The organism is Aeromonas oralensis (genome assembly GCF_049665575.1).
Lineage (GTDB): Bacteria > Pseudomonadota > Gammaproteobacteria > Enterobacterales > Aeromonadaceae > Aeromonas > Aeromonas hydrophila.
In genome coordinates, this window is the sequence record NZ_CP187186.1 from 2,747,131 (window position 1) to 2,760,148 (window position 13,018).

Below are 13,018 nucleotides of genomic sequence, written 5' to 3' on the forward strand. Positions count from 1 at the left end.
CACTTCGAGTTTTATGTGGCCACGGAGTTTTGGCGCAACATTTCATCTTCGTAAAAAAGGATTTTGTAATGATTGATACGGACATCAAGTTGCAATGGCATCTGGATTCACTGCCCGCTGGCAGTGTCGCCCCCCTGCTGGGCTTCTTCGACCGGCTGCCGGTTGATCCCTATATCCAAGGCCGCTTTCGCGAACGCCGTTACGGCCGGGTTGAAAAAGAGGGCAGCCACTTTTATGCCCTCGACAACGGCGTCTTCTTCCAGGCGGCCGCCATCAACAAGTTTCTGGGGGACGTGCCCAGAACCTATGCCGAGCTGGATCCCGCCTTCGTCGCCCACCCCACCTTTCAGCTGATGCTGGCCCGCTTTGCCCGCCATACCCGGCTGGCGGATGGCCAGGCCATCGGCATTCACCAGATGCGTATCGTCACCGGCGAAGGTGAAAGCGTGCCGCCCGCCCCGGAAGGCGTGCATCAGGACGGCTTTGATTTCATCGGGGTGTTCTTTTGTGGCAGTGACGGGGTCAGCGGCGGCGCCTTGCAGCTCTATCATGGATTAAAAGAACAACCATTTTTTCAACAACAATTAAACGCTGGCGAGTATCTGATCCTGGATGATCGCCGTTTCTATCACAATGCCGCCCCCATACTGCCCCAAGACTCGCACCGGGGACACTGGGACGTAGTCGTGCTAACTGCTTGAAAAATGGTGCGTGAGCCCCTGTTCACGCCCCATTCATCCCATCTCTGGCTCACTCTACAACTGCGCAACATCTGGAAAACATGTATTGTGAAACAAAATTTCTTTTGTTCTTTTGTTACACATGATCCAGATCAAGTTTTTCTGAGTCAGCCCCGCTCTATAATCGACTCAGAAAGCGATTTAGTAAGGCATGTAAATACCCCGTTGTGGTGATTCTGTTCTTGACAGGGCATCTATAATTGCCGGGCATTGCCAACGTCTTACTAAACAGTTTTCAAATCATCAGGAGATAAACATGGCAGTAACCAATATGGCTGAACTGGATGCACTGGTCGCCCGCGTCAAAGAAGCACAGCGTGAATTCGCCAGCTTCTCGCAAGAGCAGGTAGACAAGATCTTCCGTGCCGCCGCCCTGGCCGCCAGCAATGCCCGTATCCCCCTGGCCCAGATGGCCGTGGAAGAATCCGGTATGGGTATCATCGAAGACAAGGTTATCAAGAACCACTTCGCCTCCGAATACATCTACAACAAGTACAAAGAAGAGAAGACCTGCGGCATCCTCAGTGAAGATGACGAGATGGGTACCATCACCATCGCCGAGCCGGTAGGTATCATCTGCGGTATCGTACCGACCACCAACCCGACCTCCACTGCGATCTTCAAATCACTGATCTCCCTGAAGACCCGCAACGCCATCATCTTCTCCCCGCACCCCCGTGCCAAGAACTCCACCAATACCGCTGCCAAGCTGGTACTGGATGCAGCCATTGCCGCCGGTGCACCGAAAGACATCATTGGCTGGATCGATCAACCGACCGTTGAACTCTCCAACGCCCTGATGAAACACAACGACATCAACCTGATCCTGGCCACCGGTGGCCCGGGCATGGTGAAAGCCGCTTACTCCTCTGGCAAACCTGCCATCGGTGTAGGTGCCGGTAACGTACCCGTTGTCATCGACGAAACTGCCGATGTGAAGCGCGCCGTCGCCTCCATCCTGATGTCCAAAACCTTCGACAACGGCGTGGTCTGTGCCTCCGAGCAAGCCGTCATCGTGGTTGACTCCATCTATGACCAGGTGAAAGAGCGTTTCGCGACTCACAACGGTTATGTGCTGACCAAAGAAGAAGCTGACAAGGTCCGCAAGGTCATCCTGATCAACGGTGCCATGAACGCCAACATCGTGGGCCAGCCTGCGACCAAGATCGCCGAAATGTCCGGCGTGACCGTGCCCCCCACCACCAAGATCCTCATCGGTGAAGGTCTGGAAGTGTGTGAAGAGGAAGAGTTCGCTCACGAGAAGCTCTCCCCGACTCTGGGTATGTTCCGTGCCAAGAACTTCGAAGAAGCCGTCGAAATGGCCTGCACCATGGTCAACCTGGGTGGTATCGGCCACACCTCCGGCCTGTACACCGACCAGGATCGCAACGCCGACCGCATCAAGTACTTCGGCGACAAGATGAAGACCGCTCGTATCCTGATCAACACCCCGACCACTCAGGGTGGTATCGGTGACCTGTACAACTTTGCCATCGCACCGTCCTTGACGCTGGGTTGCGGTTCCTGGGGTGGTAACTCCATCTCCGAAAACGTGGGTCCCAAGCACCTGATCAACAAGAAGACAGTCGCAAAACGGGCAGAAAATATGCTGTGGCACAAACTTCCGAAATCCATCTACTTCCGTCGTGGTTCCCTGCCGATCGCCCTGGGCGACCTGGAAGGTAAAAAGCGCGCACTGGTCGTGACCGACCGCTTCCTGTTCAACAACGGCTACGCCGACGAAGTGGTTCGTCTGCTCAAGGGCCTGAAGATGGAAGTGGAAGTGTTCTACGAAGTAGAAGCCGACCCGACCCTGTCTGTAGTACGCAAAGGCGCCGAGATGGCCCACTCCTTCAAGCCGGACGTGATCGTCGCGCTGGGCGGTGGTTCACCGATGGATGCGGCCAAGATCATGTGGGTGATGTACGAGCACCCGGAAACCGCGTTCGAAGATCTGGCCATGCGCTTCATGGACATCCGCAAGCGTATCTACAAGTTCCCGAAAATGGGCGTGAAGGCCGAACTGGTCTGTATCACCACCACTTCCGGTACCGGTTCTGAAGTGACCCCGTTTGCGGTCGTGACCGACGACGCCACCGGCATGAAATACCCGCTGGCCGACTACGAGCTGACCCCGAACATGGCCATCGTCGACGCCAACCTGGTCATGGGCATGCCCAAATCCCTGTGTGCCTTCGGCGGTATCGATGCCGTGACTCACGCCATGGAAGCCTACGTTTCCGTACTGGCCAACGAGTACTCCGACGGTCAGGCGCTGCAAGCCCTGAAACTGCTCAAAGAGTACCTGCCGTCCAGCTACCAGAACGGTGCCAACGACCCGGTTGCTCGCGAGAAAGTACACAACGCTGCCACCATCGCCGGTATCGCGTTCGCCAACGCCTTCCTGGGTGTGTGCCACTCCATGGCTCACAAACTGGGTGCCGAGTTCCACATTCCGCACGGCCTGGCCAACGCCCTGCTGATCAGCAACGTGATCCGCTACAACGCCAACGACAACCCGACCAAGCAGACTGCGTTCTCCCAGTACGACCGTCCGCAGGCTCGCCGTCGCTACGCCGAAGTGGCCGACCACCTGGGTCTGACTGCCGCCGGTGACCGTACCGCAGCCAAGATCGAGAAGCTGCTGGTATGGCTGGACGATCTGAAAGCCACCCTGGGCATCCCGGCCTCCATCCGTGAAGCCGGCGTGTCTGAAGCTGACTTCCTGGCCAAGGTTGACCAGTTGGCTGTAGAAGCCTTCGATGACCAGTGCACCGGCGCCAACCCGCGCTACCCGCTGATCAGCGAGCTGAAAGCCATCCTGCTGGACACCTACTACGGCCGTCCCTTCACCGAAGACGCTCAGGTAGCGGCCAAGGTAGAAGCCAAGGTTGAAGGCAAGAAGAAGTCCAAAGCCTGATAAGCTGAACCGACTCGAGAGCCCGCGCACATGCGCGGGCTTTTTTGTTTGTCTATCTGCTTAATTTTGCTAGCTTGTTCATAGGCATTCATGAAATGCGAGCTAGCGTATGGCGCTGATACAAGCCTCCATCGAGCAGTTGAGAGTAGGTCACTACATCCATCTCCCCACGGGATGGACCAACCACCCTTTTATGTTCAATGCATTCAAGATCAAGGATCAGCAGCAGCTCGACATCATTCGCCATCTCGAGCTCAGCCTGCTGATGGTGGATCCCGACAAGAGCGACCTGCCTATCGAACCCATCTTGCGCGGTGACATTCCTTCCGCCGGGCCAGACCTCTCGCTCATTGAAGAGCTGGTGGATAGCGGCCCTCCGCCGTTTGATGAGAAAGCCTTTCGCCGCTCCCTGCGCGCCGCCGACAAGGCCTTCGGCCAATCCATGTCCGAGCTGCGCGATGCGCTGGGGGCACTGAACCTCAAGCCGGACGAAGGGCTCGCCAACACGGCACAGATAGTGCGCAACGCCGCCGCCCGCATCAGCGCTCACGAAGGGCCGCTCGGCCTGCACCTCATTCGCAGCCCGCACACCGACATCCTGCTGCAGCACAGCCTGAACGTGGCCTTCATCGCCATGTTGATGGCTCGCGAGCTCGGCATGAACCCCATTGAAATCGAAGAGACCGGGCTGGCCGGCCTGGTGCACGACATCGGCGAGCTGAAGATCCCGACCCAGATCACCCAGAAACGGGGGGAGCTCAACAAGTCGGAGCAGAACTTCCTCAACATGCACCCCCAGTACGGGCTGGAGATGCTGACCCAGTTGCAGGCCTTCGAGCCCAAGATCCGCCAGGTGGCCCATCTGCACCACGAGCGCCTTGACGGCAGCGGCTTTCCCCTTGGCATCAAGGGGGGCGAGATCCCGCCGCTGGCGCGGATCATCGGGCTGGTCGACTTCTACGACGAGCTGCTCCATCCCCGCAACAGCGGCAATCCTGCTGCGCCGAGTCAGGCCATCAGCCAGCTCTACAAGTTATCCCAGAAGAAATTCGACCAGAATCTGGTCAAGTTGCTGATCAAGGTGCTGGGGGTCTATCCGCCGGGCTCTCTGGTAAAACTCTCGGACGAGAGCATCGCGCTGGTACTCTCCACCGAGCCCACCATGCCCCTTAAACCGAAGATCCTGCCCTATATCAAAGCCCAGCGCCCGGAAGCGGTATCCATGATCGACCTGCGGGAAGATGAGCGGATTATTGCCGGAATATTGAAACAGGAAGAGCTGGATGAGGGACAACGGCTGTTTTTCAACCTGACACGACGCTTCTGTTACTATTTTGCCTTCTGAGTTATCCCCAGAAGCTGGGGATAACTCATTGGACAAACCTGAATAATCACTCGATTGCCCGCAAAATTGTTCGCCATCCACCCTGGATAAAAAACGCCCAGCCAAGGGGCCGGGCGGAGCATGCCACCTCCGTGTGGCGCATCCAGCGGATACATTCATGCTCCATCCAGCAATATCAACCCTTGGTCGATTACACAAATATCAATTTAACATGCTGATTTAATATGGTTTTATTTCACGTTTCTGGCACACTGCGGCCGCAATCCCGCCCAGGCACACCGCAGAACAAGATCCTGATCACATTTATTCAAGGTTGCCGCTTTTTTCGGCACGGACTCTGAGGAACGTTTTTTATGCAGTTGGTCCTCTCCCTGCTTCAACAGATGAGCGTCAGCCTGGTCATCGCCTACCTCTTTTCCAAGAGTCCGCTGCTGCGTCCGCTGGCCAACTACTCGGTCAGGTTGCCTCACAAGGTGCTCATCTACATTACCTTCTCCTGCTTCTGCATTCTCGGCACCTATGTGGGGCTGGACATCGACGACGCCATCGCCAATACCCGCGCCGTTGGCGCCGTGCTGGGCGGGCTGCTGGGGGGCCCGCTGGTGGGCTTTCTGGTAGGGCTGACCGGCGGCCTGCACCGCTATACCCTGGGCGGCTTCACCGATCTCGCCTGCGCCATCTCCACCACCTGCGAGGGGCTGCTGGGCGGGCTGGTGCACTGGCGCCTGATGCGGGCGGGCAAGATGGATGCGCTGTTCGAGCCACGCATCGCCTTTTTTACCACTCTCTACGCCGAAATCATGCAGATGGTGATCATCCTGCTGGTGGCCACGCCATTCGATAAATCCCTGCTGCTGGTGCGCACCATCGCCACTCCCATGATCCTTGCCAACTCCTGCGGCGCCGCGCTCTTCATCAGCATGATCCGCGATCAGCAGCAGATGTACGAGAAGTTCTCCCGGGTCTTCTCCGCCAAGGCCCTCAATATCGCCAACCGCACCGTCGGCATCATGAGCCAGGGCTTCACCCCACAGGCCAGCCAGAAGATTGCCCGCATCATCCAGGAGGAAACCGGGGTGGGCGCCGTCGCCATCACGGATACCGACAAGATCCTCGCCTTCATCGGCATCGGTGAGGATCACCACCGGCCAGGTACCCCCATCACCTCGGCCATCACCATGCAGGCCATCGCCCGCAACAAGGTGCTGTTTGCCGACGGCAACAGCCAGCCCTACCGCTGCAGCATCTCGCCCCAGTGCCAGCTCGGCTCGGTGCTGGTGATCCCGCTGCACGGCGACGAGGGGGTGATCGGCACAATCAAGCTCTACGAGCCCAAGAAGCGACTGTTTCTCAAGATCAACCACACCCTGGGAGAAGGGATTGCCAACCTGCTCTCCCAGCAGTTGTTGACCGGCCGGCTGGAACAGCAGCAACGGCTGCTGGTGCAATCCGAGCTCAAGCTGGTACAAGCCCAGATCAATCCCCATTTTCTGTTCAACACCCTCAACACCATCAGCGCCATCACCCGGCGCGAGCCGGAGCGGGCGCGCCAGCTGCTGCTGCACCTCTCCCTGTTCTTTCGCAAGAACCTCAAGCGCCAGAGCGGCCTGGCCACCCTGCAAGAAGAGCAGGAGCACTGCCAATCCTATCTGGAGATCGAGCTGGCCCGCTTTGGCGACCGGCTGACGGTGCAAAACGAGATCCCCCCGACTCTCGCCGACCTCACGCTACCGAGCTTCACCCTGCAGCCCCTCATCGAGAATGCCATCAAGCACGGCACCTCCACCCTGCTGGAGCAGGGGCACATTCGCCTCTACACCGAGCAGACGGCAGAGCGGGTCATCATTCACGTGGAGGACAATGCCGGCACCTGGCAGGAGAAACCGGCCGGCGACGGGCTAGGCATGACCCTGGTGGACCGGCGTCTCCAGAGCGCTTTCGGCAACCGCTATGGCCTGAGCGTCAGTTGCGAGCCCGACTGCTGGACCCGGGTCTCCGTCACCCTGCCAAGGGAGCAGCCATGAACCGGTCGCCGTCCAACTCCATCTCCACCCACTACCCCAATCACGCAGGAGAACCCCATGATCCGCACCCTCATCGTCGATGATGAGCTTTATGCCCGCGAGGAGCTGATGCAGCACCTGGCCGCCGAGCCCGATATCGAACTGCTGGGGGCGGCTGCCAATGCCATCGAGGCGCTGCCGCTTATTCAGCGGCTCAAACCCGACGTGGTGTTTCTCGACATCCAGATGCCCAAGCTCAGCGGCATGGAGCTGGTGGCCATGCTCGATCCCCTGCCCCGCATCGTCTTTGTCACCGCCTTTGACGAGTACGCCATCCAGGCGTTCGAGGAGAACGCCTTCGACTACCTGCTCAAACCGGTGGAGCCGGCCCGCCTCGCCAAGACGCTGGCGCGGCTCAGGCAAGATCTCAGCCCCCAGCCCATGACGGCGCTCGCCCCCGCCATTCGCCATATCCCGGGCTACCTGCACAACCGGGTACGGCTGCTGCCCATCGAACAGGTGGAGTACGCCTTCTCCGATCTCGGCGGGGTGCACGTGGCAAGCCAGGGCGAGCGGTTCCATACCCAGCTCACCCTCAAATCACTGGAGGAGAAGACCCCGCTGCTGCGCTGCCATCGCCAGTATCTGGTGGCCCCGGCCGCCATCTTCGAGATCCGGCTGCTGGAGAACCAGCTGGCGGAGATAGTGACGCCGAGCGGCGCCCGGGTGCCGGTCAGCCGCCGTTACCTGAAGGAGTTGAAGGAAATGCTGGGGCTGGAGTAAGCCCCGCGGTGTGAGCCGGATCACGAGCGCCGACCGCTCGGCACGCCATGGCGCCGCTCATCTTTTTTCACCTGCCATTAACAGCCCAACGTCCTAGAGTGGCTGCGCACACCTAAAAATAACAAAGCAGGAGCGTAGCAATGATCTGGTTCTTCCTCTGTGTCGGCTTGCTGATAGCCGGCTATTTCGTATACGGCAAATTCATTGAACGGATATTTGGCCCCAAGCCGGAGCTGAAAACCCCCGCCATCACCATGGCGGACGGGGTGGACTATGTCCCCATGTCGGACAAGAAGGTCTATCTGGTTCAGCTGCTCAACATCGCCGGCGTCGGCCCCATCTTCGGCCCCATCCTGGGCGCCCTCTACGGTCCGGTCGCCATGCTCTGGATCGTGTTCGGCTGCATCTTCGCCGGTGCGGTGCACGACTACTTCTCCGGCATGCTGTCGGTGCGCGCCAAGGGCGCCTCGGTGCCGACCGTGGTCGGTGAGCATCTGGGCACCACCGCCAAGCACTTCATGAACCTGTTCGCCGTGGTGTTGTTGATGCTGGTGGGCGTGGTGTTCGTGCTGAGCCCGGCTGGCCTTCTGGCCAACCTCACCTCCACCGATCTGGTCTACTGGATTGCGGCCATCTTCGCCTACTACATCCTGGCGACCATCGTGCCCATCGACAAGATCATCGGCCGCTTCTACCCCATCTTCGGCGCCCTGCTGGTGTTCATGTCGGTCGGCCTCATCATCGGCCTCATCGTCTCCGGCAAAGGCTTCTACAACACCGGGATGGATTTCTCCAACCTGCACCCGACCGAGCTGCCGCTGTGGCCGCTGTTGTTCATCACCATCGCCTGCGGCGCCGTGTCGGGCTTCCACGCCACCCAGTCACCGCTGATGGCACGCTGCATGCAAAACGAGAGCTCCGGCCGTTTCATCTTCTACGGCGCCATGATTGGTGAAGGGATCATCGCCCTCATCTGGTGCACGCTGGGTCTCTCCTTCTACGACAGCACCGAGGCGCTCAACGCCACCCTGGCCAGCGGCGGCCCCTCTGCCGTGGTGCACGAGGTATCCACCAGCCTGCTCGGCACCGTCGGCGGCATCCTGGCCATCCTCGGCGTGGTAATCCTGCCCATCACCTCCGGCGATACCGCGTTTCGCAGTGCCCGCCTCATTGTCGCGGACTTCCTGAAACTGACCCAGAAGCCCATGGCCAAGCGACTGCTCATCGCCATCCCCATGTTCATCCTCGGTTTCATCATCTCCAAGGCCGAATTCGGGGTGATCTGGCGCTACTTCGGCTGGGCCAACCAGACCACCGCCGTGATGATGCTGTGGGCGGCGGCGGCCTACCTCGCCAAAGAGGGCAAGCTGCACTGGGTTTGCACCATTCCCGCCATGTTCATGACTGCCGTGGTGTTCACCTACCTGGCCAACGCTCCCATCGGGTTCGGACTGGAGATGGGCGTCTCCACCATGATTGGGCTGGCCAGCACCCTGATCATCACGGTGGCCTTCCTGGTGAAATTCAGGCCCGCACTGATCAACAAGCCCAGCGAAAGTTGATCCACGCCGACCATGTCAAAAAAGGAGCCGTCAAGGCTCCTTTTTTTGCTGAACATTTCCCTTCAGCAATGCCATACTCCCAGCGTAAGTCCTTGTCATGGATACGACTTTACGGACTTGCCCCCAACAACATCAGCGTCTTTTTGACGACTTGGACACTACTTAAGCTTCAGTACAACAAAACGACTTAAGATTTCGGGCCCGACAGGAGGGAAATCAGGTGGCTGACTGCCTTGCAGAACCCTGTTCCCAATCACAATGCGGTGCGTCAAGCCAGCGGAGGCGTAAATGGCACTCGATTATTTTGCTCTTGGTCTGCTTTTTTTTGTGGGTTTGGTCATTTTTTACGGGGTCATCGTCATTCACGACATCCCGTATGAAATAGCCAAGCATCGTCAGCACCCCCATCAGGACGCCATTCACGTGGCCGGCTGGGTCAGTCTATTCACCCTGCACGTGTTGTGGCCCTTCCTCTGGATATGGGCCACCCTCTATCGTCCCGAACGGGGCTGGGGCTTCAATCAGCGGCTGCAGCAGGATGAAGAGGATATCCAGCAGCTCAAACAGGAGCTGGCCGACCTCAAAACCCGTCTCAATATCATCGAACAGACCGAGCAACAGGGATAAATCATGGACCTGCTACTGATCCTGACCTACACGGCCATCTGCGTGGCCATCTTCAAAATCTTCCGCATTCCGCTCAACAAGTGGACCGTACCCACTGCCGTACTGGGCGGCGTGCTGCTCATCGGCACCCTGATCATGCTGATGAACTACAACCATCCCTACTCGGAAATGGCGCGCAACTACTACGTCTCCACCCCGATCGTGCCGCTGGTCAAGGGCCGTGTCATCGAGGTGCCGGTACAGGCCAACCAGCCGGTGAAGAAGGGCGACGTGCTGTTTCGCCTGGATGCCGCCCCCTTCCAGCTCAAAGCAGACAGCCTGGCCGCACGGGTTGAATCCAACCGCAACCACCTCAAGTCCATCGAGGCCAGACTGCGCTCCGCCAAGCTGGACCGGGATCGCGCCAGCGACCTGATGCGTCGCGGCGTCGGCAAGCAGCGCGACCTCGACGTTACCCAGGCCAACGTGGACGACATCGTAGCCCAGCTCGAGCAGCAACAGGCAACGCTGGAAGATCTGCAGGCCCAGCTGGACGAGGCCAAATATCAGGTCGAACAGACCGTGGTCTATGCTCCGAGCGACGGCCACGTGGTGCAGCTGGCCCTGCGCCCCGGCATGATAGCCACCCCGTTCATGTATCGTCCGGTGATGACCTTCATCCACAAGGACGAGACCGCCTATGTTGGCTGGTTCTGGCAGAACAGCATGCAGCGCCTGGCGGTGGGCGATGAGGCCGAGGTGGTGATCGACGGCATCCCCGGCAAAATCTTCCAGGGCAAGGTGACCGCCGTGATCCCGGCCATCGCCGCAGGCAATGTGCAGGCCAACGCCGGTTTGCTGGATCAGACCAGTGCCGTGCGACCGGGTCGCCTGCCGGTGCTCATCTCCATCACCGACCCCGAGTGGGCCAAGTATCAGGTGATCGCCGGGGCCAGCGGCCAGGCCGCCATCTACACCAAGCACTTCCACCATGTCTCGGTGATGCGCAAGGTGCTGCTGCGCATGGCCAGCTGGATGAACTACGTCTTCCCCTTCCACTAAGCGAAGACGTCATCGCCAGCGGGCCGGCACCATGCCGGCCCGCTGTTTTTTGGCGCCAGGATCCCTATAATGGCGCCATCCTGCATCACCCCACATCGATACCCCAAGCCTGCATGTTCGTCCTCAGACCCTATCAGACCGACGCCGTCAACGCCGTGATCAGCCACTTTCGCCAGCACCCGGATCCCGCCGTGGTGGTGCTGCCCACGGGGGCCGGCAAGAGTCTGGTGATCGCCGAACTGGCACGCAAGGCACGCGGCCGGGTGCTGGTGCTGGCCCACGTCAAGGAGCTGGTGGAGCAGAACCACGCCAAGTACGAGGCGTGGGGGCTCAAGGCCGACATCTTCGCCGCCGGGCTGAATCGCAAGGAGGCGAGCGCCCAGGTGGTGTTTGGCTCGGTGCAGTCGGTGGCACGCAATCTGGCAGCATTCGACGGGGCGTTTTCGCTGCTCATCATCGACGAGTGCCACCGGGTCTCGCTCGATGACGACAGCCAGTACCATCAGGTGATAGACCGCCTCAAGGCCGCCAATCCCGCCCTCAAGATCCTCGGTCTCACCGCCACCCCCTATCGGCTCGGGCTGGGCTGGATCTATCGGCGCCACTACCACGGCATGGTCAAGAGCCACGGCGAGCGGCTGTTCGGCGACTGCGTGTTCGAGCTGCCGCTGCGCTTCATGGTCAAAAACGGTTATCTGACGCCGCCACGCATGGTGGATGCCCCCATCGTCCACTACGACTTCAGCAAGCTGGTGGCGCGGGAGAATGGCCTATTCAGCGAGGCGGAGCTCAACGGCGAGCTCAAGCGGCAGCAGCGGGTCACCCCCCATATCCTGAGTCAGGTACTGGAGTATGCCGCCGACCGGCAAGGGGTGATGATCTTCGCCGCCACCGTCGAGCATGCTAGGGAAATTCACGGCCTGCTGGGCGCCAGAGACCAGCAGGCAGCCCTTATTACCGGTGAGACGCCGGGGCCGGAGCGCGACGCCCTCATCAACGCCTTCAAGGCGCGCGAGCTCAAGTTTCTGGTCAACGTGGCGGTGCTCACCACCGGCTTCGATGCTCCCCATGTCGATCTTATCGTGATGCTCAGACCCACCGAATCGGTCTCGCTCTATCAGCAGATCGTCGGGCGTGGCTTGCGTCTCTCGCCGGGCAAGAAGGATTGTCTGGTGCTCGACTACGCCGGCAACAACTTCAACCTGTTTGCCCCCGAAGTGGGGGAACCTCGCCCCCACGCCGGTACCGAGCCGGTGCAGGTGCCCTGCCCTGCCTGCGGCTTTGCCAACACCTTCTGGGGTAAGACCGACGAGGATGGCAAGGTGATCGAGCACTACGGCCGCCGCTGTCAGGGGCTGTTTGAAGATGACGAGGGCAACCGCGAAGAGTGCGACTACCGCTTTCGCGCCAAGATCTGCCCCGCTTGCGGCAGCGATAATGACATCTCTGCCCGCCGCTGCCAGAGCTGCGATCAGCTGCTGGTGGACCCTGACGACAAGCTTAAAGAGGCGCTCAATCTCAAGGATTGCATGGTGATCCGCTGCGCCGGTCTCACCTTCACCACAGGGCGCGGCAAACAGGGGGAGCGGCTGGAGGTGATCTATCACGATGAGGATGGTCTCACCCTCAATGAGTACTTCGGATTTCACTCCGAGGGCGCACGGCGCTTGTTTCAACAGCACTTTGTGCGTCATCATTGGCCCGCCCCGGGTCTGGAGCCCGAATTTGCCACCCTGGCGAGCGTGCTGGCGGCAGAAAGCCAGTTTCGCCATCCCGATTTCGTCATCGCCCGCAAGTCGGGGCGCTTCTGGCAGATAAAAGAGAAAATTTTTGATTATGAGGGTCGCTATCGCACCGCCAACTCGCTGGCGTGATGGCCAGTGGCGACCGGCATAAATCGTATGAATTGCTTTGCCACGGCCGATCCTGCATCGGCGGGTGAAACAAGGTTGAATTATCAGGGTCAGTGCTATCGGTCTGGCCCCTTCGTCACGTTA

Annotated in this window: 9 protein-coding genes; all 9 read left to right on the top strand. The window is 59.6% G+C overall.

What is annotated here, in order from left to right:
* Positions 1-68 precede the first annotated feature (68 nt).
* The 9 genes from ACPDZI_RS12780 to ACPDZI_RS12820 all read left to right on the top strand — a co-directional run bounded on the left by ACPDZI_RS12780 (position 69) and on the right by ACPDZI_RS12820 (position 12,895).
* Positions 69-701: a 2OG-Fe dioxygenase family protein gene (locus tag ACPDZI_RS12780; protein ID WP_168967216.1), complete on the top strand. Its 633-nt coding sequence runs from the start codon at positions 69-71 to the stop codon at positions 699-701.
* Positions 702-996: 295 nt separating this feature from the next.
* Positions 997-3,660 carry a bifunctional acetaldehyde-CoA/alcohol dehydrogenase gene (gene adhE, locus ACPDZI_RS12785; protein WP_438833245.1) on the top strand — a complete coding sequence of 888 codons (2,664 nt, stop codon included), beginning with the start codon at positions 997-999 and terminating at the stop codon, positions 3,658-3,660.
* A gap of 109 nt (positions 3,661-3,769) precedes the next feature.
* Complete coding sequence (locus ACPDZI_RS12790; RefSeq protein WP_076360988.1) at positions 3,770-5,005, top strand: HD-GYP domain-containing protein; 1,236 nt, start codon at positions 3,770-3,772, stop codon at positions 5,003-5,005.
* A gap of 353 nt (positions 5,006-5,358) precedes the next feature.
* Complete coding sequence (locus ACPDZI_RS12795) at positions 5,359-7,029, top strand: sensor histidine kinase (RefSeq protein ID WP_336988694.1); 1,671 nt, start codon at positions 5,359-5,361, stop codon at positions 7,027-7,029.
* Positions 7,030-7,086: 57 nt separating this feature from the next.
* On the top strand, positions 7,087-7,791 hold the full coding sequence (gene btsR, locus ACPDZI_RS12800; RefSeq protein WP_207137748.1) for a two-component system response regulator BtsR: 705 nt from the start codon (positions 7,087-7,089) through the stop codon (positions 7,789-7,791).
* A 140-nt stretch (positions 7,792-7,931) separates the two neighbouring features.
* Positions 7,932-9,353: a carbon starvation CstA family protein gene (locus ACPDZI_RS12805; protein ID WP_076360991.1), complete on the top strand. Its 1,422-nt coding sequence runs from the start codon at positions 7,932-7,934 to the stop codon at positions 9,351-9,353.
* 288 nt (positions 9,354-9,641) lie between these two features.
* Entirely contained in the window at positions 9,642-9,980 is a 339-nt protein-coding gene (locus ACPDZI_RS12810) for a DUF3302 domain-containing protein (RefSeq protein WP_076360992.1), read from the top strand.
* A 3-nt stretch (positions 9,981-9,983) separates the two neighbouring features.
* Positions 9,984-11,021 (top strand): HlyD family secretion protein, encoded by a 1,038-nt coding sequence (locus tag ACPDZI_RS12815; RefSeq protein WP_076360993.1) that lies wholly within the window; start codon positions 9,984-9,986, stop codon positions 11,019-11,021.
* 113 nt (positions 11,022-11,134) lie between these two features.
* Positions 11,135-12,895 carry a DEAD/DEAH box helicase gene (locus ACPDZI_RS12820; RefSeq protein WP_438833246.1) on the top strand — a complete coding sequence of 587 codons (1,761 nt, stop codon included), beginning with the start codon at positions 11,135-11,137 and terminating at the stop codon, positions 12,893-12,895.
* The last annotated feature ends 123 nt before the right edge of the window (positions 12,896-13,018 follow it).